The sequence below is a fragment of the Pseudomonas sp. NLJ1 genome (assembly GCF_049486705.1).
In the GTDB taxonomy this organism is placed as follows: Bacteria; Pseudomonadota; Gammaproteobacteria; order Pseudomonadales; family Pseudomonadaceae; genus Aquipseudomonas; species Aquipseudomonas inefficax.
In genome coordinates, this window is the sequence record NZ_CP137735.1 from 1,103,774 (window position 1) to 1,126,687 (window position 22,914).

17 protein-coding genes are annotated in these 22,914 nt (G+C 59.6%); all 17 read right to left on the reverse strand.

What is annotated here, in order from left to right; translation table 11 throughout:
• Positions 1-29: 29 nt before the first annotated feature.
• The 17 genes from fliG to R9B85_RS05010 all read right to left on the reverse strand — a co-directional run bounded on the left by fliG (position 30) and on the right by R9B85_RS05010 (position 22,865).
• Positions 30-1,049 (reverse strand): flagellar motor switch protein FliG, encoded by a 1,020-nt coding sequence (fliG, locus tag R9B85_RS04930; RefSeq protein ID WP_003257289.1) that lies wholly within the window; start codon positions 1,047-1,049, stop codon positions 30-32.
• The gene (fliF, locus tag R9B85_RS04935) at positions 1,042-2,820 is read right to left on the reverse strand and encodes a flagellar basal-body MS-ring/collar protein FliF (RefSeq protein WP_207878148.1); all 1,779 of its coding nucleotides are present in this window, start codon (positions 2,818-2,820) and stop codon (positions 1,042-1,044) included. Before fliF ends, fliG begins: the two co-directional genes overlap by 8 nt.
• Positions 2,821-2,835: 15 nt before the next feature.
• Complete coding sequence (gene fliE, locus R9B85_RS04940; protein ID WP_013973606.1) at positions 2,836-3,168, reverse strand: flagellar hook-basal body complex protein FliE; 333 nt, start codon at positions 3,166-3,168, stop codon at positions 2,836-2,838.
• Between the two features lie 222 nt (positions 3,169-3,390).
• The gene (locus tag R9B85_RS04945) at positions 3,391-4,746 is read right to left on the reverse strand and encodes a sigma-54-dependent transcriptional regulator (protein WP_112253089.1); all 1,356 of its coding nucleotides are present in this window, start codon (positions 4,744-4,746) and stop codon (positions 3,391-3,393) included.
• On the reverse strand, positions 4,746-5,963 hold the full coding sequence (locus tag R9B85_RS04950; RefSeq protein WP_112253090.1) for a sensor histidine kinase: 1,218 nt from the start codon (positions 5,961-5,963) through the stop codon (positions 4,746-4,748). Before R9B85_RS04950 ends, R9B85_RS04945 begins: the two co-directional genes overlap by 1 nt.
• A 501-nt stretch (positions 5,964-6,464) precedes the next feature.
• The gene (locus tag R9B85_RS04955) at positions 6,465-6,920 is read right to left on the reverse strand and encodes an REP-associated tyrosine transposase (RefSeq protein ID WP_207880131.1); all 456 of its coding nucleotides are present in this window, start codon (positions 6,918-6,920) and stop codon (positions 6,465-6,467) included.
• Positions 6,921-7,371: 451 nt separating this feature from the next.
• A complete protein-coding gene (fleQ, locus tag R9B85_RS04960; protein WP_112253092.1) occupies positions 7,372-8,847 on the reverse strand; it encodes a transcriptional regulator FleQ in 1,476 nt (491 codons plus the stop codon).
• A gap of 165 nt (positions 8,848-9,012) precedes the next feature.
• The gene (locus tag R9B85_RS04965; RefSeq protein ID WP_112253093.1) at positions 9,013-9,309 is read right to left on the reverse strand and encodes a flagellar protein FliT; all 297 of its coding nucleotides are present in this window, start codon (positions 9,307-9,309) and stop codon (positions 9,013-9,015) included.
• Between the two features lie 14 nt (positions 9,310-9,323).
• On the reverse strand, positions 9,324-9,719 hold the full coding sequence (gene fliS, locus R9B85_RS04970; protein ID WP_112253094.1) for a flagellar export chaperone FliS: 396 nt from the start codon (positions 9,717-9,719) through the stop codon (positions 9,324-9,326).
• Positions 9,720-9,853: 134 nt separating this feature from the next.
• Positions 9,854-11,266, reverse strand: coding sequence for a flagellar filament capping protein FliD (fliD, locus tag R9B85_RS04975; protein ID WP_423770874.1), 1,413 nt, complete (start codon positions 11,264-11,266; stop codon positions 9,854-9,856).
• A 78-nt stretch (positions 11,267-11,344) separates the two neighbouring features.
• Positions 11,345-11,701: a flagellar protein FlaG gene (locus R9B85_RS04980; protein WP_423770875.1), complete on the reverse strand. Its 357-nt coding sequence runs from the start codon at positions 11,699-11,701 to the stop codon at positions 11,345-11,347.
• 72 nt (positions 11,702-11,773) lie between these two features.
• A complete protein-coding gene (locus R9B85_RS04985; protein ID WP_423770876.1) occupies positions 11,774-12,655 on the reverse strand; it encodes a flagellin domain-containing protein in 882 nt (293 codons plus the stop codon).
• 271 nt (positions 12,656-12,926) lie between these two features.
• Entirely contained in the window at positions 12,927-13,862 is a 936-nt protein-coding gene (locus tag R9B85_RS04990; RefSeq protein WP_423770877.1) for a ketoacyl-ACP synthase III, read from the reverse strand.
• 426 nt (positions 13,863-14,288) lie between these two features.
• Positions 14,289-15,053, reverse strand: coding sequence for a methyltransferase domain-containing protein (locus R9B85_RS04995; protein WP_423770878.1), 765 nt, complete (start codon positions 15,051-15,053; stop codon positions 14,289-14,291).
• A 47-nt stretch (positions 15,054-15,100) separates the two neighbouring features.
• Positions 15,101-16,483 carry a methyltransferase domain-containing protein gene (locus tag R9B85_RS05000; RefSeq protein WP_423770879.1) on the reverse strand — a complete coding sequence of 461 codons (1,383 nt, stop codon included), beginning with the start codon at positions 16,481-16,483 and terminating at the stop codon, positions 15,101-15,103.
• A gap of 46 nt (positions 16,484-16,529) precedes the next feature.
• Positions 16,530-19,256 carry a glycosyltransferase family 2 protein gene (locus R9B85_RS05005; RefSeq protein WP_423770880.1) on the reverse strand — a complete coding sequence of 909 codons (2,727 nt, stop codon included), beginning with the start codon at positions 19,254-19,256 and terminating at the stop codon, positions 16,530-16,532.
• Positions 19,257-19,310: 54 nt separating this feature from the next.
• The gene (locus tag R9B85_RS05010) at positions 19,311-22,865 is read right to left on the reverse strand and encodes a glycosyltransferase (protein ID WP_423770881.1); all 3,555 of its coding nucleotides are present in this window, start codon (positions 22,863-22,865) and stop codon (positions 19,311-19,313) included.
• Positions 22,866-22,914 lie beyond the last annotated feature (49 nt).

A 22,914-nucleotide genomic window follows, 5' to 3' on the forward strand; every position in this document is an offset into this window, starting at 1 on the left:
GCGGCGTCGGCCTTCAGATCGCGAATACCTTAGATCATTTCCTCGGCGCCCTTGCCGCCGAGCACGATCTCGCCGGCCTCGGCCATGCGGCGGGCGATGGTGAGGATTTCCTTCTGCGCCGTTTCCACGTCGCTGACCCGTACCGGCCCCTTGGCCTCCAGGTCGTCGCGCAACAGCTCCGAGGCACGTTTGGACATGTTCTTGAAGATCTTGTCCTTGACCCGCTCGTCGGCGCCCTTGAGCGACACCACCAGCACGTCGGACGAGACTTCGCGCAGCAGTGCCTGGATACCACGGTCGTCGACGTCGGCCAGGTTGTTGAAGACGAACATCAGGTCTTCGATCTGCTCGGACAGGTCGCTGTCGATTTCGCGGATCGCGTCCATCAGTGCACCTTCCACCGAGCTGTCGAGGAAGTTCATGATGTCGGCGGCGCGCTTGATGCCACCCAGGGTGGTACGCGCCGCGTTGGAGTTGCCCGAGAACTGCTTCTCGAGGATCTGGTTCAGCTCCTTCAGCGCCGCCGGTTGCACAGTGTTCAGCGACGACACGCGCAGGACGATGTCCAGGCGCACCTTGTGGTCGAAGTTGCTCAGCACTTCGCCGGCCTGGTCGGGGTCGAGGTAGGCGACCACGATGGCCTGGATCTGCGGGTGCTCGTAACGGATCACGTCGGCAACGGCGCGCGGCTCCATCCACTTGAGGCTGTCCAGGCCGCTGGTGTTGCCACCAAGCAGGATGCGGTCGACCAGGCCGTTGGCCTTGTCCTCGCCCAGGGCCTGGTTGAGCATCTTGCGGATATAGGCATCAGAGCCCACGCCCAGGCTGGTCTGGTCGCCGACGATTTCGACGAACTCGCTCATCACCTGCTCAACCTGTTCACGGTGCACATTGCCCATCTGCGCCATGGCCACACCCACCCGCTGCACTTCCTTGGGCCCCATGTGCCGCAGCACCTGGGCGGCGTCGGTTTCACCCAGCGAAAGCAGGAGGATCGCCGCCTTGTCGACGCGGCTCAGCTTGGCGGTAACGGCTCGGTTATCACTCATCGGCGTTGATCCACTCTTTCACGACCTGGGCAACGCGGCCCGGATCTTCGGCCACCAGGCCTTTGATTGCGTTGAGCTGTGCCTCGTAACCCTCGTTCGGGCTAGGCAGCAGAATGCTTGTCGGGCCACCCAGGCTGACGCGGTCGTTGGCCAGTTCGCCATCCAGACCCATCATGCCGCCCAGCTCCATGTCGCTATCCGAGGCAGCCTGCTTGCCGCCCCCTGTAATGTTGTTCAGCACCGGACGCAGCACGCCGAACACCAGCACCAGGATGAATACCACGCCCAGCACTTGCTTGACGATGTCCCAGAACCAAGGTTGCTGGTAGAAGGCAATGTCGGCGATTTCTTCGCCACGATCGGCGGCGAACGGCACGTTGATCACTGTCACGCTGTCGCCACGGCTGGCATCGAAGCCGACCGCGTCCTGCACCAGGCGAGTGAAGCGTGCCAGGTCTTCGGCGCCCCACGGCGCACGGGTGGTGTCGCCGGTGGCCGGGTCGATCTTGACCTGGTCGTCCACCACCACCGCCACCGACAGGCGGGTCATGCGCCCCTGCTGCTGGCGGGTGTGGCTGATGGAGCGGTCCAGCTCGAAGTTCTTGGTGCTTTGCTGGCGCTTGTCCGACGGGTACGGCGCGAGCATTGGCTGGCCGGTGGCCGGGTCCATGATCTGCTGGCCGTTGGCATCCACCAGCGGCTGGCCAGGCTGGATGGCCGCGGCCGGGGTGGCGGCACCACCGGTGGTCTGCGGCGCCGATGCAGGGCCTGGAGGCTGGTTGCTCAGCGCGCCGGGCACACCTTGCGGGCCCTGGCTGCTGGCACGTTGTTCGTCGACCGACTGTTCGCTGCGCAGCGCCGGCTGGTCGGGGTTGAACTGCTCGGAGGTGGACTCGACGGCACTGAAGTCGAGGTCAGCGGACACTTCGGCCTTGTAGCGGTCATTGCCCAGCACCGGCTGCAGGATGTTGTGCACCCGCTGGGTGAGTAGGCTTTCCACCCGGCGGCTGTAGTCGAACTGCTTGCCTGCCTGGGTCAGGGCGGTGTCCTGGATCTGCTCGGACAGCAGGTTGCCCTTCTGGTCGACCACGGTGACCTGGGACTTGTCCAGTTCCGGCACGCTGGTAGCGACCAGGTTGACGATGGCCATCACCTGCCCGGCTTCCAGGGCACGGCCCGGGTACAGCTCGACCAGTACCGAGGCGCTGGGCTTGCGTTCGTCACGCACGAACACCGAGCTTTTCGGGATGGCCAGGTGCACGCGCGCGCCCTTGACGTTGTTCAGGCTGGACACGGTACGCGCCAGTTCACCTTCCAGGCTGCGACGGTAACGGGTGGCTTCCATGAACTGGCTGGTGCCCAGGCCCTGCTCCTTGTCGAGCAGCTCGAAACCGACATTGCCATCGCTGGGTGCCACACCGGCGGCCGCCAGTTTCAGGCGCGCACGGGAGAGGTCGTCGGCCTTTACCAGCAGAGCGCCGGAATTGGGCTCCACGTTGTAGGGGATGTCAGCAGCGGCCAGGGTATCCATGACCTGCTTGGTGTCCATGCCCGCCAGGCTGCCATACAGCGGACGGTAATCGGGTTGTTGCGACCAGAGCACCACGGCAAAGCCGATCGCCACGCTGGCGGCCAGGCCGACCAGAAGGCCGACCTGACGCAGCATGGGCATCTGCGCGATGTTTTCCAGAAACGCCATGCCGAACAGCGGCGGTTTGGCCGCGGGCGGGCCGCTTTTGGCGGGGGGGTTGTCGACGACTGCTTCAGCCATGGTTTACGTCCGTCCTCAAACCGGCATCTGCATGATGTCCTGATACGCCTGGACCAGCTTGTTGCGTACCTGGGTCAGGGCCTGCATCGACACGCTGGCCTTTTGCGAAGCGATCATCACGTCGGTCAGGTCGACGCCACTCTTGCCGATCTCGAAGGCATTGGCCAGCTGGGTCGAAGCCTGCTGCGTCTCATGCACCTTGCCGATGGCCTGGCCGAGCATATCGGCAAAGGTACTCTGCCCGGGCGCCAGCTCGGGGGCTGCGGCCACCTTGGGCAGCGACATGGCATCGGCCTGCATGGCCCGCATGTCCAACATCAGACGATTGAATTCAACACCTTGGCTCATGACCCTTCTCTCTCCTGCGGCCGCATTTTTTTGACAGTGATGCGGCGGATAGCCAACCTAAAGCAACAAAGGTGCCAGCCTCCAGGACTCAGGCAACATGACACCTGTGGGAGCGGGTTCACCCGCGAAGAATGCGACACGGTACATGGCACCGGCTTTGCCGGTGTTCGCGGGTAAACCCGCTCCCACAGGAGTCGCACGCGCTGCAAGATGCGCTGTCAATCAACCGAACAGGCTGGCCTCGACGTCAAACCCGGCATCACGCATCTGCGCCAGCTTGTAGCGCAGGGTACGCGGGCTTATCCCCAGGCGTTCGGCCGCCTCTTTGCGGCGACCGCGCTCGGCGCGCAGGGTGTCGATGATCATCTGGTACTCATGACGACGCATGTCATCACCCAGCCCGCCGACCTCGGCTGCCACCTCAGGTGATGGCTCCGTGCCAGCCGACAATGGAATGGCGCCTGCCAGACAAAAATCCGCCGCCTCGATCACCCCGCCCTGCTGCAGGATCAGCGCCCGCTGCAGGGCATTGTCCAGCTCACGCACATTGCCCGGCCAGGCATACGCCTGCAGGCATGCGCGCGCCTGGGGCGACAGGCGGACCGGGGCGTGCTTCATCTTCGCCACATGTCGCGCCAACAGGCGCTCGGCCAATTGCAGGATGTCACCCGGGCGTTCGCGCAGGGGGCGCCAGGCCAGGGGGAACACCGACAGGCGATAGTACAGGTCTTCACGGAAGCGCCCGGCCGCTACCTCGCCAGCCAGGTCACGGTTGGTGGTGGCCAGCACACGAATATCCAGGCTGATCGGCTTGCGCCCGCCTACCCGCTCCACCTCGCGCTCCTGCAGCACGCGCAGCAGCTTGGCCTGCAAGGCCATTGGCATTTCCGAGATCTCATCAAGCAGCAAGGTGCCACCTTCGGCCTGCTCGAACTTGCCCGCCTGCGCAGCGATGGCGCCGGTGAAGGCCCCCTTCTCGTGGCCGAACAGGGTGGCCTCGAGCATGTTGTCGGGGATGGCAGCACAATTGATCGCCACGAAGGGCTGCGCTGCCCGCGGCGACTGCTGGTGAATGTAGCGCGCCAGCACTTCCTTGCCGGTGCCGGATTCGCCGGAGATCAGCACGGTCGAGTCACTGCGCGCCACCCGCGCGGCCAGCTCCAGCAACTGTCGGCTGGCCGGCTCGCAGGCCACCGGACCTTCTTCGTCAGCCACGCGCCCGGCGGCATGCCGCTCGACCAGGCTGAGCAACGCCTTGGGTTCGAACGGCTTGACCAGATAGTCGGCGGCGCCTTGACGCATCGCCTCGACGGCGCGCTCCACCGCGGCATGCGCGGTCATCAGCAACACGGGCAATTGCGGATGCTGGCGGCGCAGCTGAGCCAGCAGTTGGTGGCCATCCATGCCAGGCATGTTCACATCGCTGACCACTAGGCTGAAGGCCTCACCCAGCACCGCATCCAGTGCCTCTTCGGCACTGCCCACCGCCTGGTAGGCGAAACCGCCGATTTCCAGGGTATCGCCCAGCGCCTGGCGCAATACGCGGTCATCCTCGACCAGCAGCACCTTGATCGCCATTACACGCCCTCCGCCGGTTGCCCGTCGATCAACGGCAGCTCCACCCGCACGCAGGTACCACGACCGACCTTCGAGCGCAGGCGCAGCGTACCCTGGTGCGCGCGCACCACGGCCTTGACCACCGCCAGGCCCAGGCCGGTGCCTGTGGCCTTGGTAGTCAGGAACGGCTCGCCCAGGCGGCCGAGCAGGTCTGCATCGATGCCACTGCCGGCATCGCTTACAGACAGGTGCAGGCTGCGCTCGCGACGGAACAGGTGCACCTTCAGGCGCGCCGGGCCATCGCTGGCTTGCAGCGCATTTTCGATGAGGTTGAGCAATGCACCAACCAGGGTGTCCCGGTTGCACAGCAGCTCACCCAGATGGCTGTCGCACTGCCAGCGCACGGCGTGCCCCTGCACATGCGCCTGGGCAGCCTGCTGCAGGGCCTGGAACAAGGCTTTTGGCGTGACTCGATCACTCAACGGCAGCTCGCCACGGGCGAATACCAGCATGTCGCGCACCTGGTGCTCCAGCTCGTGCAGGCGCTCTTTCAGGGTGCCGGCAAAGCGCTGGCGGGTTTCCACGCTCAGATCTTGCTCGGGGTCAGCCAAGTGGCTGGCGTAGAGCATCGCCGCAGACAATGGCGTACGGATCTGGTGCGCCAGCGAGGCGACCATGCGCCCCAGCGAAGACAGGCGCTCGTGGCGGGCCAGCTGGTCTTGCAGGCGACGGGTTTCAGTCAGGTCGTTGAGCAATACCAACTGGCCAGGCTCGGCATCCAGCGAGCGGGTGGCAATGGACAGACGGCGGCCGTCGCGCAGCGAGACTTCGTGACCGTCATCCTTGCGCGGAGCAAAGCTGCGCGCGATCACCTGGCGCCACAGCTGGCCGACCAGCGGCTCGCCGAGCAGTTCGCAGGCGGCCGGGTTGGCTTCGCGCACCAGGCCCTGACCATCGATCACGATGACCCCGCCGGGCAGCAGGTCCAGCAAATTTTGCAGGCGGTTGGCCAGGCGTTCCTTTTCGCTCAGTTCATCGATGCGCTGGGCGCTGACCACCGCCAGCTCGCCCTTGAGTTCGCTGACTCGGGCTTCCAGCAGGCTGTAGGACTGGCTCAGTTGGCTGGACACCTGATTGAACAGGGCGAAGGCCTGTTCGACACCCTGGCGGCTTTCCTGCTCGACCAGGGTTTGCCCCTGCGGATCGGGGGCTCGGGATACGTGGGCGGCCTGGGGCATCTTGCTCTCTCGCGTGGCTGACCGTCATAAAAACGGTGTGTTGCCAGCGGTGTAGCAATAGCCGTGCCGGAGATAGGGTTTAATGCAGGGCTTGAGATTTGTGGTGGGGCGCAAATCGAGCGCCGCCCGCGCGGCGCTTCGCGGGTGTTTGCCGTTACACTTTCTGCGCCTGTTAGACCGAGCGCCGCCCGCGCGGCGCTTCGCGGGACAAGCCCGCTCCCACATTTGTTGCAACGTGGCCATGCCTGTGAGGCCATGGTTGTCAGCCTTGTTGGCATGACTGGATTTCGAGGTGGGCATTGATGCCGCCCCGCCCGTCTCACGACATGCACCAAGGCAGGCAACCATGGCCTGACAAGTTCGGCACGTTGCAACAAATGTGGGAGCGGGCTTGTCCCGCGAAGCGCCGCGCGGGCGGCGCTCAATCTAACAGGCGCAGAAAGTGTATCGGCAAACACCCGCGAAACGCCACACGGACGGCGCTCACGGCTTTCAGATGACTCAGATCCATACGGCGTCCCAATGCGGATAATCACCGACCTTATTGGCCAATCCCGCCCGTAATGGGTTGCAAATTACATACCTCGCCACCCTGCGAATGTCTTCCTCCCGCCGAATGGCATGGTCCTGATAGCCCGCTTGCCACACTCTTTCGCGCCTCACTCCTCGGCGATACAACGCATGACTGCTGCGCGACTTAAATCGCCGCATCAAACTGCATAATGTCGAATCGTTCAGTTGAATCAACCAATGGAGATGGTCCGGCATCACAACCCAGGCCAATGACTGACACGCCCCCTCGCACTCAGCCTGCCGAAGCTGCTGAATCACCGCTCGGGCTAGCCAGAAATCCGTGAAAATTCGCTTTCGATTATTCGTTACGGTTGTTAACAGAAACAGGCCACCGGGCATAGAGAAGCGGCCACGGCGCAAGAGATGGGATTGAGCACGCTCCATATGGTCTCCTCGCACAAAGGTTCAGGAAACATAGGCGCATGCGAAGGGCTGGAGCGCTGAAAAGTATTGCGGAATGTGGGTGGATGGGGCGCGACCGAGCGCCGCCCGCGCGGCGCTTCGCGGGTGTTTGCCGTTACACTTTCTGCGCCTGTTAGACCGAGCGCCGCCCGCGCGGCGCTTCGCGGGACAAGCCCGCTCCCACATTTGCTGCAACGTGGCCATGCCTGTGAGGCCATGGTTTTCAGCCTTGTCGGCATGACTGGATTTCTAGATGGGTATTGATGCCGCCCCGCCCGTCTCACGACATGCACCAAGGCAGGCAACCATGGCCTGACAGGTTCGGCACGTTGCAACAAATGTGGGAGCGGGCTTGTCCCGCGAAGCGCCGCGCGGGCGGCGCTCGATCTAACAGGCGCCGGAAAGGTCGAGGCGAACACCCCCGACCCAGCCATCAATCCTCTGCCTGCTCCTCGCCCCCCTGGCGGCTCATGCCGTACTTGCGCATCTTCTCGACCAGGGTGGTACGACGAATACGCAAACGTTCAGCCGCGCGTGCAACGATACCGTTGGCATCGTCCAGCGCCTGCTGGATCAGGCCCTGCTCCAGGCTACCCAGGTAGTCCTTCAGGTCCAGGCCTTCAGGCGGTAGCATGGCGTGGTTGTTGAAGTTCGGCGTATGGCCGTTGATCGCCACGCGCTCCTCCAGGTCACTGCGCAGGCTGTCGACCATCTGCTCGTCTTCGTCATCGACGTAACGGAATTTCTTCGGCAGCTCGGACACGCCAATCACCCCGTACGGGTGCATGATCGCCATGCGCTCCACCAGGTTGGCCAGCTCGCGCACGTTGCCCGGCCAGCCGTGGCGACACAGCGACATGATCGACGCAGAGTTGAAACGGATGGAACCGCGCTTCTCGTGCTCCATGCGCGAGATCAGCTCGTTCATCAGCAGCGGGATGTCTTCCACCCGCTCACGCAGCGGCGCCATCTCGATGGGGAACACGTTCAGGCGGTAGTACAGGTCTTCGCGGAACGTGCCCTCCTCGATCATGGTCTCGAGGTTCTTGTGGGTCGCGGCAATGATGCGCACATCGATGCTCTGGGTCTTGTTGCTGCCCACGCGCTCGAAGGTACGCTCCTGCAGCACGCGCAACAGCTTGACCTGCATCGGCAACGGCATGTCGCCGATTTCGTCGAGGAACAAGGTACCGCCGTTGGCCAGCTCGAAACGCCCGGCACGGCTGGTGATCGCCCCGGTGAAGGCGCCCTTCTCGTGGCCGAACAGTTCGCTTTCCAGCAACTCGGCCGGGATCGCACCGCAGTTGACCGGCACGAACGGCGCTTCGCGGCGCTTGGAATGGTAGTGCAGGTTGCGCGCGACCACTTCCTTGCCGGTGCCGGACTCACCCAGGATCAACACGCTGGCATCGGTATCGGCCACCTGCTGCATCATCTGGCGCACGTGCTGGATGGCACGGCTGGTGCCGACCAGGCTGCGGAACAGGTTGGGTTCGCGCTGGCGACCACGCTCGCGCGCCTGGTCGTACATCTCGCGATAGACCTGGGCACGATGCAGCGAATCCAGCAGCTGGCTGTAGCTTGGCGGCATTTCCAGGTTGGAAAGTACCCGGCGGCGAAGGTCTTCCGGGAACTCCGCAGAAGAAATTTCACCCAAAAGCAGAACCGGAAGGAACTCATCCCACCCAGCCACTGTCTTAACGAGCCCAAGCACATTGCCCGGGGCGTTTACAGTGCCGATGAGCACGCACAGCACTTCGCGACTCGAAGACAAAGGCTCGACCACTTGCTGCCAGTCCTGGCTGGAGCAAGCGAGGTTTTCTTCGCCGAGGAAGTTAAGCACCACCGCCAGGTCGCGGCGGCGTGCGCTGTCGTCGTCGATCAGCAGAATCTTGGTTTCACGCCACATGCAATAGCAACTTCCCTAGTCATATCGGCGCCCGAGGGCGTGCTCGACATCATTCCGACTGAATGGTCAGTGTTCGGACGTCTGAAATTCGAAAACAGCCACTAGTAAAGTCAAAAAACACCAGCCAGTCAAATTAATGGCGCTTGGCTTTTTGCAGATCTGTGGTCAGGTGAACAAATGGTATACCTTTGCCGCGTTCTTCGCCTGACGGATTTTCGTCATTTCTTCCACCAAGGATTGACGTTCACCACTTGCAACATCGATTAGTTGACGGTATACGGCCAACAACTGCTCAAGGCTGGCACTGACATCAGCCTCGTTGCCTTTCGCCTCGCTCACCATGTCGCCGATGCGCAAGCGGCACTCCAGGTCCAGCTCACCCACCGCTTCCCAGTTGCGCTCGGCCAGCGCCGCCAGCAGCATTTCCCGAGTCTGCTCGATCCGGGTGATTACTTCGCTCATGCCATCCTCCTTTATCAGGAAGCCGACGACTGATCGCCGATTGCGTCCCAACCTTCCTTAACAGTGATCAGCAGGCGCGCGACCTCATCGATGATGGCCGGGTCGGCTTTGACGTTGGCCTCGATCAGGCGACGGCTCATGTACATGTACAAACTGTCCAGCTCGGCCAGGCTTTCAGCATGGTTTTCCAGGTCCAGGCCTTCACGCAGGCCGCCGATGATGTCGATGGCCTTGCCGATGAGAATGCCCCTTTGCGCGACGTCGTTGCGGGCAATGGCGCCCTTGGCCTGTGCCATGCGATCAAGACCGCCCTGCATGAGCATCTGCACCAGGCGGTGCGGGCTGGCTTCGGATGTCTGCGCTGCGCCGTTGACTTTCTGGTACTGCCGAAGGGCCAACATCGGGTTCATGGATCTGCCTCGTTGCTGCGGTAAAAAGTTGCTTGTACCTGCTGTATCGCCTGTACGTCAAAGAACTTTAGGGGAAAAGCAAAAAGCCCGGGGCGTCTCGCGGACGCCGCCGGGCTTTTGGCATGTTCAGCCGATCAGGACTTCTTGGCCTGGGCGTTGATCGCTTCGAAGATCGAGGTGATCTGGTCGGCCTGGGCTTTCATCTTGCCCAGGGCGGTGTCCAGGGCCACGTACTTCTTGGTCAGGGACTCGGTCAGGGACTCTGTGCGGCGGTCCAGGGCCGCTTGTTGAGCAGTGAGATTCTTGGCCATTTCATTGAGGTTGTTGTTTCGACTAGCCAGACTGCCATCTGTCCCATTATAAGGATCAATGGCTTTGTTCATTCGCTCGAAAATACCATTGGTACCCGTGAATAATTCCTGCACCTCAGTACCCAGCTTCTTGTCATTCATCGCTGCGGTGAACTTAGTGCTGTTGAACTCCAGCGTGCCATCTTTCTGAGTGTTGATGCCAAGCTGCCCCAGCGTCGTGAGCTGATCACCCGAACCAATTTCGGCAAGCACCTTGCGAAGATCACCCAACAACGAGCGGGTAGTCGGATCGTTGGTCAAAGGCCCCAAGACCAGATTGTCATCTTCATCACGACTGGTCGAGGTCAGCGAGGTAATGGTTTTCTGTAGCGTGTTGTAAGCATCCACAAATGCCTGAACCGAGGTTTTCAGACCATCATTGTTAGGCGCTACAGTAACCTTGGCAGTGGAGCTTTCACTCAGCAACTCCAGGCTCATGCCGCTGATCGCATCCTCGAGCTTGTTGGAAGCACTGGTAACCTTCAAGCCATCAATGGTCAATTCCGCATCTTGAGCCAGCCCAGAAATGTAACCGGCCCCATTGGCGTTTTCAGCCATCGACTTACCGCCATTGATTTCCAGCTCCGTAACGCCTGATAGCACCAGGTCCGACCCCGCCCCCGTGACAGACGACGACAACACCAGACGCGCACCGCCTTCGCCATTGACGATGTTGGCACTGAGACCGCTTGCACCCAACTCTTTGTTGATCTGGTCACGCACACTCTGCAACGTGGCACCGGCCCCTATATCGAGAGTATAGGCCTTGCCCCCGCTGCTGGGATTTCCTTGCTGGATGCTCAGAGTGCCTTCACTGATCGGCTTGGTGGCACCTTCGGCAAACAGCTGGCTAGCCACTTTCGAGCCAGTCGCCAGCTTGGTTACTGCGATATCATAACTGCCGGCCACCGCAGCATTGCTTGAGGTCACCTTCACCGCTTTATCATTGGAGGAAGTTGCCGCATAAGCATTGAAAGACGGTGCAGTCGTGTCATTCAGCTTCTTCATGGCATTCTGGAACGCCGTAAGAGCACTACGCAGCGCACCGATGCCCGAAATCATCGCACTATTGTTGCTGGTCTGCCGCGTGATCTGCGCCTGCTTGGCAGCGGTGTCGGATTGCACCAACACCTTGACGATCGCAGAAATATCGAGGCCAGAACCCAGGCCAGTGGAGGGAGTAATCGGGCTTGCCATGCTAGTTTCCTCTCGTCAACGCCTCAGCCCTGCTCCTGCAAGACTGGCATGAACAACATCTTTGGTGTTCGCCGCCGGTCAAGCCTTGGCGTCGAACAGAACACTTTTGACATCGCTAAGACTCTGGGCGATCCGCAAGGCCTCCTCGGAGGGGATCTGGCGAATCAGCTCACCACTGTCACTGGCGATGACCTTGACCACGATCTTGCCGGACTCCTCATCGGTGGAGAACTGCAGATTGCGTCGGGTTTCACTTAAGAACTTTTCGATCTCGGCAACGGCGCTTTTTACGTCGTCAACACCGTGCACTTTGGCCAGGGCGTCTTGCTTGCTGTCCGCCGAAACCTCTACCGAACGGTCAAGCGGCTTTTCGGCTACCTGCTCAGGTGATCGCGCGGCCTGATAAGACAGGTTCAGTTTGAGGCTCATGTCCATCGTTGCCACCTCGTAATGAAAAAGCGGGGAAGCGCTGCGTTCGCGCCCCCCCGCTAACGACTGTCAGGCAGATTAGCCCAGCAGCTTCAGAACTGCCGACGGCAGCTGGTTGGCCTGGGCCAGAACCGAGGTAGAAGCCTGCTGCAGGGTCTGCTGCTTGGTCAGCTGGGCAGTTTCAGCAGCGAAGTCGGTGTCCTGCACACGACCACGGGCGGCTTCGGCGTTCTCGTTGACGTTTTGCAGGTTGTTGATGGTGCTGGTCAGACGGTTCTGGGCAGCACCCAGGTCAGCACGGGTGGTGTTGATGCCCTGCAGCGCATCATCGATGGCGGTAATTACGTTCTGGAACTGTGTGTCATAAGAAGAAGCAGCCGCAGCATCATCAGCCGACATGGCGATGGTCGAGGCCCCGCTAGTGCCCAGAGCCGACAGAACACCGCCGGTGGAGCTATCCATAGCCGCGCTCAGGGTAATGTTAATCTGGTTATCGGAGCCGCCGTTGGAACCGACCTGGAAGGTCATGGTGCCGGCAGCGCCACTCAGCAGCTTTTTACCGTTCAACTCGGTGCTAGCGGAAACACGGTTGATCTCTTTCAGCATCGCCTGGAACTCGCCGTTCAGCGCGTCGCGATCCTTAAAGCTGTTGGAGTCGTTTCGAGCTTGCAGCGCGAGTTCACGCATACGCTGCAGCATGTTGGTCTGCTCTTGCATCGCACCTTCAGCGGTCTGGGCGATGGAGATACCGTCGTTGGCGTTCTTGATCGCCATGGTCTGACCACGAATCTGCGAGGTCATACGGGTAGCGATCTGCAAGCCAGCAGCGTCGTCTTTGGCGCTGTTGATTTTCAGACCAGAGGACAGACGGGTCATCGAAGTGGCCAGTGCATCGGAAGCACGGTTCAGGTTCTTCTGAACGCCCAGAGAGGTGGTGTTGGTGTTAACAGTCAAAGCCATGACGAATTCCTCGTTGGATTGTGTACTACGGCTTCCGGCCTTGGCATTCGCCGGGTGCGGCACAGAGAACCTTCGTATTAGTTATCGTCGTCAGGGCAGTTTGCTTTAGCGGATTTTAGAAAAAAATTACTGGCATCGTGCCAGCCCAATAAAATCAAGGAGTTGACGCCATAAGACTGACGTATCTCCCATGCTGGGCTTAGCGGGCAGTTCTATAGACGCACTAAAATCAAACGCCGCCAAGCGGCGGCGTTTCCTACAGCTGTGAATGTCAGTCGCCACGCTCGATAATGGCAGAACCCCACGACAGACCGACACCAAAGCCACTCAGCGCGACGCGCTTATGCTGCGAGCCGAGCACGTGCTTTTCCAGCAGCAAAGGGATGCTCGACGACACGGTATTGCCGGTCTCGACCATGTCCTTGACAAATTTCCGCTTGTGCGCCCCCTCGTCGAAACGCGCTGAAACAGCATCGACGATCGCTGCACTGCCCTGATGCAGGCAATACAAATCGATGTCCTCAGCCTTGAGATCACTGGCTTCTAGCAGTTGCTGCAGGTGAGCAGGCACCTTGACCAATGCAAAGTTGTAAACCTGGCGACCATTCATGAAGAACTTGCCGTCAGTGGTGCGCAGGTGCTCAGCACCCGCACCGTCGCTGCCAAACAGCGATTTACCCAACTGCCAGGCAGCGCCTTCGCCCAACCAGGTAGCCGTGGCCGCATCACCGAACAACATGGTGGTATTACGGTCTTCGGGGTCGACGATCTTGGAGTAAGGGTCGGCAGTGATCAGCAGGCCGTTCTTCAGGCCCGCCGCTTCCATGAATCCTTTCATCGCATACAAGCCATAGACATAGCCCGAGCAACCCAGCGAAACATCGAAAGCAGCAACGGCGGTCGACAGGCCCAGCTTGTGCTGAACGATAGCGGCAGTGTGCGGAAGCCCTTCGGCATCACCGTTTTGGGTCACGACGATCACGGCATCGATAGCTGCAGGGTCGAGCGATGGATTGGCAGAGAAAAGGTTCTTTGCGGCTTGCACGCACAGGTCGGAGGTTTCCTGAGCGTCATCTTTACGCGGCAGGAAGGTCGAGCCGATCTTGCCAAAGATGAAATCCTGGTCTTTGCCGAATTTTGCGCCTTGGGCGTAGTTGTCTACCCCTTCAGCCGGCACGTAACTGGCGATACTTTTAATGCCAATCATATGGCTTCCCAATTCTGAAAAAGCAAAATGCCTGCTGAGCACCACGAGCGTCTGCCGGGGAAGGCACAGCTTCTGGCAACGCGGTTCATTGGCTCAGCCGTTCCCGGTTGTGGCAATCATAACAGTGAAGATGCTTGCCGTGACTTGGAAGTCACGTGCTTTTGTCGAATAGGGGGAAGAAGGCTCACGAGACTCAAGATGTCTCTGCAGGCGAGTCGCACCCGGCCCGTGCCAGCGGTGGTTGCTTGGTCACAGACTGGCAAATAGGACCAAGGAGATGAACAGGGTATCTGGTTAATACAGACCTGCTGGATGTTATGCAGGCCCTACAGCTAGTCACCGACCTGCCTAGCAAGCCGCTACTCAGTAGCGGCTATCCGACGCGTCCAGCCCATTTTCAAGGAAGGCCGCTTGAATCAGCTAGGGTCACATACCATCAGTGGGGGACTGCTGTGCAGTGGTAAAGGCCAGCAGCTTTTCAAGGACATCGTTGACTACCGCCTCTCGCCCCTCTTTTTCTGCCAACTGGCGAATGGCATCGTGCAACCGACGGATATCCTCGGGCATCTGCGCGAAGCCGAAGATTTCTTCGCTGCCAAATACCTTGCCGTTTTCGAACGATCCAGCAGCCTCGATCATTCGATTCGGATGGCGATCAACATGTTGTTGATCTTTCACGAAGACCGCCAGGAAGTCATTCCAGATGTCGGCATCCTGCGCAGTGACGAAGGATTCAAGCATCGCAGGGTTCATGCCTTGACGCTTAGCCCAAGTGACCAACGCGCTCCCTGCATCCGGATAAAATCGCCAGCAGTCGACCGGATAGCGATGGAAGGCGCCGTTTGATGGCACATTGATGAACAGTAATCCATCAGGCTTGAGCACGCGCAAGCATTCATTGAAAGAGAGCCAGAACATTTCCGAATGCTCGAGGCACGACGAGGTGACAACGACATCGACCGACTCGCTGTCAAAGGGAAGGCTGTAAGGGTCGGTCAATACGACATCCACGCCTTTTCCGACAACGAAATCCACACCTATATAGCGCGCCCTTTGTGGCGCTACCTGTCTGAGCGAACCGTTGACATCTTGAGCCCCAATCTCAACGATCACCGCCGCATCGGACGCTGATGCGTCACCCAGGTAGGTATCGAAAAACAATTTTCCATTTTGCATCGCTGTAGGGTGCATGTATCACCGATTTCCAATACACGTAAAATTAATGCGTGAAGCCGGCATCAACCGACAATCGCTCTAAATACATACTGCAACGGCAGTGCGTCCTGAACCGCTACCTCTGGGTCTTTTCCTGCGGCTGCCGCCATGGCATGGATCACCGGAAGGAACCGTTCGCGCTGAGGCTCGTTGAACACCCGCGGCACCCCGGCCTCAACCGTCAAACCTGCCTGAGTGAACAGTTCAAGCATCGTGGTCAGCGTGAACCAGCGGATATGTGTCCTATCGAACAGACCGGAGTCCTCATAGCGGAAATCCCCAATACTCAGACGAGCCTGAACACTCCAATGCTGAGCGTTCGGAATACACGCAACGATACTGGTGCCTGGCGCACTCGCTTCGCGGATCTTGCTCAACAGTTGCCATGGGTCGTACAAATGCTCCAGCACATCGCCAAATACCCAGCAATCGGCAGCAAGGTCCGTGGCCAGCAGGTCCGTAGTCACTGCTTCGATATTCATATCCAGAACACGGTCACAGTGCTCCCTGGCCAGCTCCGCGTAACTGGGCTCGATCTCGATCCCCGTGTAATGCACGCTCGGGTTCAGCTTCTTGTACTCACGGGCAAGCGCACCAGAGCTGCAACCAATTTCCACCACACGCCTTGCATTCGCTGGCATCAATTTCAGAAGATCGGGATTGTGATGCTGATGGACTGGCGTTTGGCTCTGCACGCTTTTCTCCTGAGTGTATTGATCACGCTGTTCGTCGTACTTGTTCAAATAGCGGCGATAACTGTCTCGCCAAGTGGGTGTGCCGAATGCGCCCCCGCTTTCATGCACGACGCTAAGTGGCCATGTCCCCATGCGCAGTCCTTTCGCCTCTGCCTGACGGCAGAAATCCATGTCATAGAAATGGAACTGGAACTGCTCATCGAAACGCACACCGGCCTGCACCAGCCGCTCGCTATCAGCAGCCAGCAGCAGCCCGTCCAGCAGCTTGCAAGACTGCGGAGCCGGCCCAAAATTCGAGACCGCGCAAGGGAAACTGCTGCCATGCCCTACAGCGCCGCTCAGAAATCGTTTCTCATCCCAGGTAAACCTATCGTCGACAAAGGCCCACGCTGGCTGACCTTCGATACGGCGCGTGTTGCCTGCCAGCCCGATGATATCGAAGGCTTCAACCCCTTCCCTTAAACGATCCCCCCACCAGTAGTCGCACAGGTGGACGTCATCATGCACAAACACCAGGATTGCCGGGGCCTCCTTGGCCTGCTCGATGGCCAGATTGTAGAGGGTCGACAACCCTTCCTTGTTTTCTGCATGAAGCACCAACTCCACAGGGTTGGATGCTTGATGGATCTGCAAGGACCGCCCCAATGCAGTCTTGGTGGGGAAATCCTCTCGAGACTCACGAGTCCCACAAATAATTCGAATAGGTTTCATGTGGCTATCTGTCAGGGAGTGGTTGATAGGACATCACGGCAATGGATCACAACGCAGCCAACCAGGCCAGCCCTGCACCGGGCACCACCCCTTCATCGAAAGCGCGCCCAGTGAAAGCCTGCGGCCAACGTTCGCTCAACGCCTGGGCGACTTGCCTGTCACAAGCCGACTCACGCTTGACGAGCACCTGAGCCTGTGGCGTCCAGACCACCATCAAGCCTGCCTCCTGCACACGCAGGGCAAGGTCAATATCCCCCCCCATCACAGCCTGCAAGCCACCCACTTGCTCGAACAGTTCCTTGCCCACCATCAGACAGTCGCCCGAGACGGCAGAGCAACTACGAACCGATTGCTGCCACAACTGATCAGCACTCAACCATGGCTCGTGCACCCTTGGGCCCACGAGCAGTTGATAGCCTGCATGGGCCAGCGCCGCACCCGAGGCGTACAAGGCTGCCCCGACGACACCCACCTCAGGGCGCTGGACTTCATTGAGCAGGCCTTCAAGCCAAGCAGGGCTCATCACCTCGCCCGCTTCGGAAAACAACACCAGGTATTCGCCTCGAGCCTGGCTCGCGGCCAGGTTCAGCAAGTCGTCACGCGAAGCGTCGGACTTGCCCATAAACAACCGCACACGACTACCTGCTCCCTCGAGCGCTTCGCCTTCAGAGCGCTCAGCATCACCCGCGCAAGCCACCAACACCTCATAACGCGGATAACGGGTGCGTTGCACAATACTGGTCAAGCAAGGCTGAATCGAGGCAAGTCCGTCTGTACTGGCGATAAGGATGCTGACCAAGGGCGTAGTACCATGACGGTAATCCATACCCAGGCCCGCCGCACCTCGCTCACTGACAAGGGCACCGTAACCTAGCTGCCTGAGGTGCCGCTCCAAAACCGTAACCGCCTCTTTGGCCATGGCCTCTGGTGACTGCTCGCCCAATACCAGGTAGTCATCCAGATGGGCCAAGCTGGCCACACCCTGCGCCTCCACAAGGCGCAACAACAGATCAAACTCCAGGGTTTGCTGCTGGCTCTCGCTGTATCCACCTAGTTCAAGCACTGCCTGACGCCGCATGAGCCAATGTCGAGACATTAATCCGGGCTGGCTGCGTAACAGGTCTAGGTCGGCACCTGGGCGCGCCACATTGTGCAGCCGCCCCTGCTCATCGCGCTGTACCTCATGGGCACAAATGGCCTGGCAAGCAGGCGACTGACCCAGCTCCAGCAGCAAGTGCAGGAGTCCGCCGGCAAGCAATTGCTCGCCAGCATGCAATAGCATCAACCACTCGCTTGGCAGTTGGCGAACAATCTGGTTCAGGTGGGCAACCCAGTTATCGGGCGTGACCTGAACGAAATGCAACGTGTCTTGAGGTGTCGTGATCACCGGTGGTTTACCAGCCTTGAGCACCCACAGCTTGAAGTTGCGTGCGCCACTGGCCAGCAGGCTGTCGAAAGTAGCTTGCAGCCCCGTATTATCATTGGCCAAGTCCAACACCACGAAAGCGATCTGTGGCGGCGGCGATTGCTCCAGTTGTTCCAGTACTCGCCGACGAGCGCCATCGTCCGGGGTCATGGTATCGAGCAACTCGATCAACTGGCCTGACGGAGTAGCGGCCAGCCCCTGCTCAGGGGAAAGCGCCGGAACCTTGGCCAAGCGCTGACGCCAGTCTTGAAGGTCACGTACAGGACGCGCATCGCTGTTTGCGACCAATGTATCGGCCAAGCGCAGGCAAACTTCGCGGTTGAACAGGCCCAACGCCATTGCTTGCCAATAACGCTGCTGCAAACTCCCGGGCGTATCGTTGGCGTGGATCTGCAATAGTTCGCGCTGACGCACCCAGGCACCTTCCAGGCTGCTATATTGCTGCGCGCCAGCCGGCCAGGCATGACACAGAAATTCCAGCTCGACCAAGCTATCGAACAAGGCAATGTTGTAATACGGCAACGCTACATACTGTTGTGGTGCGAACACTCGCTCGGGCTCAGCCGTGACACTTTTCCAAGCAGACGTGAATAACAATGGCTGTTCGGATGCGCCATACGTATCGCGCACGAAGCGGTTGAGCAAGTCGAAGTCGTCGCTGCAAATGCCAGCCCCACCCAAATCCCATTCGCGCAGCGTGCGTAGCGCCACTGTCAGGCGCTCCTCCAACTGGGCGGCAGACAATGGGCATACCGCGTACTCACTCACTACGTCGGTTTGATCGAGGCGCTCGATCTCTCCATGCGCCAGCAGCGCATAGGACAACGCCACACGCCAGGTCGGGAAATCCACGGCCGCCGGCAAAAGGGGCAAAACAGCCTTCAGAGTCGATACCCGCAATACGGCACGCCAAGCTTGCTGGGCCGCTTCAGCATATCGTTGCAAACGGCCATGGGCGCCCTGCTCGACCGAAGGTAATAGCGCCGAACCGACCTTGTGATAAGTCAACTCGCAATTGCCTGCGGTATAACCCAATGAATACCCTTGCGCACCGATTGCCTGAGTAGCCGTTTGCAGGTGGGCGGCTGTACTATCCAAAGCCGTCGGCAGAATGAAGTCAGCGTCCAAGCTCAACACCACAAAGGGCGTAGTCACTTGATGCATTGCCTGTAATAGTCGCTCTCGACACACCTCACCGGTACTGCCGGCTTGCAATGGCCCCAGCGCCACGCAAGGCACGCCTGCCTGACTGTAGTAATAATGCGCGCGTGCACGGGCGTCGGCTTGTTCGTGACCAAGCAGGAGGACGGTTACATCACTGCGTGTCCCAGTAGTGATTACGCTCATAAAGCACCTGTATCGAAGGATGGATCAGCACCTGGGTCCGCCAGGCGCCAGAGTTCAATCGGCAAGCCAGGCATTGGCCCAATGCTGCAGATGGCGTGGCGCTAGTACGTAGTCGCGCAATACCGCTTCGCGAAGCTCATCTCCCTGACGGAAGCTGGCGCCGGGGTCAGCAAGGTGCATACGAATGGCATCCAGCCACAACTCGGTTGTGTTGGCACGGACCCGAGTGCATGGCAGATAGCCATCGTAGGCTTTGGTGTCAGTACAGATCACCGGATAACCACAAACGCCGTATTCCAGAAGCCGTAGATTGCTCTTGCAGTCGTTGAACAGGTTTTGCTCAAGGGGTGCCAGTGCGAGATCGAGGTTGAGGCTGGCAAGCTTGCGCGGGTACTGAGCCAGGGGGACTCCCTTATGGAATTCCTTGACATAGGGGCGCAGTATTTCCGGGCACATGCCGAAAAATACCCAGTCGACCTCGTCCGCAAGCGCCCGGACAACACCCAGCATCAGCTCCAAATCACCCCGATGGCTCGTGCCACCCGCCCAGCCCACCCGCGGCCTTGCGCTTGTCTGGCGCTGGCTGGACAGACCTGTCCACAACGAAGCAGCCAACATGTTCGGAACGACGCGAATGTCGTGGTGCAGATGCGACAAGGCGTCTGCCAAAGGCTCAGTGGACACGACAAGCCGATCGCACAACCCGATCGCCCGCCCTAACAGTTCACCGACATTTTTTGGCCAGTTACGAACATGGTCATTTTTTTCAGAAGGTTCGATCACGTAATCGTCAATTTCGAATATTCGCCGTGCGTTGGAATATCTCTTGATTTCAGCGATTTCCTCAATGTTTTCAGCGGAATAGCGCAATTGCAGGATCATTGCGTCCGGACTTTCCCGCTCGGCCGCAATGGGTTCGGCTATCTGATAACTGATCCGCCCCTGAATCCAGCCGGCTCGCTCCAACTCCGAGAACGGCTGAATGACCCGGTAGTGCCCGATCGCGGACGTATTGAATGGCAGTGCCAGAACCGACGGCACCGCGCGCGCAATAAAAGGGTCCCAGCCAGTGCGCAGCCCCGGCTCCAGCCTGAAGCCCCCCTGCTTGAGGCTCAGGTTCTTGTTATAGGCCGGGTCATTGGCGACACTGGCCAGCCAGCGCCGGTAAAAAGCCTGTTGGTCAGCAGCTTCCTTGCCTGATACGCTCGAATGCATCCGGGCCACTCTTGAAAAAGGTGTCCAAACCACAAGATAGCCTGCTTCACGCACCCTCAAGCAAAGATCTGCATCGAACCAGCTTCGTTGTAGTGCTTGCGTATCAAGGCCTTGAAGCTCATTGAAAAGCTCACGCCGAACCAACAGACAATCCAGGCTCAACGCACTCCAGTTCTGCACCAGATGCGACCGGCCGAGGTAGCTTTCGGCATCCGCCGCATTGCCCGCAAACGGGTTACCTGCAGGTCCGCATAACCCCAGGACCAATGCGCTGGGCGCAGCGGTACCATCGCGGGCGTACAGTTTTGGCCCGACTACCCCTACCTCAGGGCGCTGGGCCTGGCTCATCAACTCATGCAACCATTGCGCGTCAAACAGCGCGCACCCAACATCAAGCAACAATAGGTAGTCGCCGCGAGCCCGTTCACTGCCCAGGTTCAGGCTTGCTGCCCTCCCTTGCACCTCGACCTCAATTACACGCAACTGGTCACTGCCCACACCCTTCATAGCCGTCAACCAGTCACGCACCTCGGCAGGCTCATCACCATTTGCGATCAACAACACTTCATAGTTGCTGTAATGGGTGTACTCAAACAGCGATTCAACGCAACGGCGCAAAGTGAGCAGATCGCTGCCGACTGGAATCAGAATAGAAACGCTAGCGGCAAGCGCGTGCTGATAGCGCACACGGGTTGCCATGCTGTCGGCAACAGCTTCTACTTCAGCGACCACCCCCAAGCGTTTCAAGTGTGCACGCACCACACGGGCGGCATGGGCTTGCACTTCCGGGTCATTCATCCAGTCGGCATAGGCATTCTGACTCTGCACCAGCAATTCGGGGATATGCCCGATGGCCTGCAAACCGTGGATTTCGACCAGACGCCAGAGCGCATCATGTGGCGCCAGGCTGCCGAACTGCGTGTCAAAACCGCCAATGGTACGCACCGCCTCACAGTTGAATGCCAATTGGCGGCCCACGTAAGGCAAGCTACGCATCAGATCCAGATTGAAATCGGGCTTGAGAATCGGATGACTCGATTCACGCCCATTGAAAGCACCTTCATCGCTATACAGACACACGCTGCCAGCATTCAATGCCATGCGCTCGGCCATGATCACCAGTGCGTGGGGATGCAGGCGATCCCCCGCGCGCAACAGAACGATCCAGTCAGCCGAAGCATCGGCCAACCGAGCATTCACATCATCGAACCCATCGCCATGGCGAACCTGATGCTGCACCCCTGCAACTTTCGTCAAGGGTTCGCAACCCCCTAGCACTTGAATACCGCTGGCAGCATAGGACTGTGCAGCCAGGCTATCGAGCGTGGCACGCAAGGCAAGTTCTTCGCCGTCGTCACAGAACACCACTGGCATGATACGGGGTCGACTTGGCCATTGCTCGATACGCTTGGGTAACAGGCGCTGCTGCCCCTCAGACAAGGAACAAGATTCCAGCCACTCAGCGTACAACTCTGCAAAGCTGAGGCTTTGAGTGCCCACCTGCTGATGGAAGGAAGCAATCTGCCGGTTGGTGAAGTTGCGCATGTCGAGCTCTCGCCAAACGTCATCGACACCGCCGCTGTAGGATGCCATCGGCAAGTAACGCACCCACCCTACGGCAGGCTCCTGCTCACCGGTTCGCGCGGCCAACATCTGCTGCAACCACTCAGACTCGACCTTGGCCGCCTCAGTCATCGCCACGCGATGGCTGAGTCTTCCGGCATGAATCCGCTCAACGCTCAGCACCTGCTCGAGGCTGGCCAGATGCCCACGACGCAGCATGCAAATGTACAAAGCCATGTCCAGGCGCGCACAGAACCCCTGCCCATCCTGCACCAGCGTCTCCAGGTACTCCCCTACCTGGGCGCGACGGAAAAGCGCATGACTGATACCACCAAACAGGTTGGAGGTACTTTCGGCAATGCATGCCAACAGGTCTGTACCGTAGAGCACCGCAGTGGTTGGGGCGACAACCGCATTGAGCGCCCGGGAGGGCAATAGAATGTCATCGGCATCGCAGACCAGCCGCTGGCTGATCACCATGCTCACCTGCTCATGATCACACAGCACCTTCACTTGATGGCTGATGCACTGGGTCATCAAGAGGTCATCATCGCAGAGGAACTTGACCAGCTCTCCCGAGGCGTGCCCGAGGCATGCCAGCATATTGCGGGCGAACCCGAGACGCACTGGATTACGCACGTAACGCAGCAGCGCTGACGAGGTCTTGCTCAGCTCGCAACAAATCGCCTCGATCTCTTGGCCAGGGCTGTCGTCGCAAACAACGACTTCCAGATTCGGGTAGTCCTGGTTAAGCACGCTGCTCAGCGTGCGACGAAAAAATGCTGGATTGAACGCTGGGATGGCGATGGAGACGAGGGGCTGTGCGTTCACGCGTTGCTCACTTAGCGATAAAACATTCAATGCCACGAGGGACGTCAAG

Bases quoted from the DNA above. Each gene is read 5' to 3' on its own strand.
- fliG (WP_003257289.1), bottom strand. From the start codon at position 1,049: ATGAGTGATAACCGAGCCGTTACCGCCAAGCTGAGCCGCGTCGACAAG.
- fliF (WP_207878148.1), bottom strand. From the start codon at position 2,820: ATGGCTGAAGCAGTCGTCGACAACCCCCCCGCCAAAAGCGGCCCGCCC.
- fliE (WP_013973606.1), bottom strand. From the start codon at position 3,168: ATGAGCCAAGGTGTTGAATTCAATCGTCTGATGTTGGACATGCGGGCC.
- R9B85_RS04945 (WP_112253089.1), bottom strand. From the start codon at position 4,746: ATGGCGATCAAGGTGCTGCTGGTCGAGGATGACCGCGTATTGCGCCAG.
- R9B85_RS04950 (WP_112253090.1), bottom strand. From the start codon at position 5,963: ATGCCCCAGGCCGCCCACGTATCCCGAGCCCCCGATCCGCAGGGGCAA.
- R9B85_RS04955 (WP_207880131.1), bottom strand. From the start codon at position 6,920: ATGGAGCGTGCTCAATCCCATCTCTTGCGCCGTGGCCGCTTCTCTATG.
- fleQ (WP_112253092.1), bottom strand. From the start codon at position 8,847: ATGTGGCGTGAAACCAAGATTCTGCTGATCGACGACGACAGCGCACGC.
- R9B85_RS04965 (WP_112253093.1), bottom strand. From the start codon at position 9,309: ATGAGCGAAGTAATCACCCGGATCGAGCAGACTCGGGAAATGCTGCTG.
- fliS (WP_112253094.1), bottom strand. From the start codon at position 9,719: ATGAACCCGATGTTGGCCCTTCGGCAGTACCAGAAAGTCAACGGCGCA.
- fliD (WP_423770874.1), bottom strand. From the start codon at position 11,266: ATGGCAAGCCCGATTACTCCCTCCACTGGCCTGGGTTCTGGCCTCGAT.
- R9B85_RS04980 (WP_423770875.1), bottom strand. From the start codon at position 11,701: ATGGACATGAGCCTCAAACTGAACCTGTCTTATCAGGCCGCGCGATCA.
- R9B85_RS04985 (WP_423770876.1), bottom strand. From the start codon at position 12,655: ATGGCTTTGACTGTTAACACCAACACCACCTCTCTGGGCGTTCAGAAG.
- R9B85_RS04990 (WP_423770877.1), bottom strand. From the start codon at position 13,862: ATGATTGGCATTAAAAGTATCGCCAGTTACGTGCCGGCTGAAGGGGTA.
- R9B85_RS04995 (WP_423770878.1), bottom strand. From the start codon at position 15,053: ATGCACCCTACAGCGATGCAAAATGGAAAATTGTTTTTCGATACCTAC.
- R9B85_RS05000 (WP_423770879.1), bottom strand. From the start codon at position 16,483: ATGAAACCTATTCGAATTATTTGTGGGACTCGTGAGTCTCGAGAGGAT.
- R9B85_RS05005 (WP_423770880.1), bottom strand. From the start codon at position 19,256: ATGAGCGTAATCACTACTGGGACACGCAGTGATGTAACCGTCCTCCTG.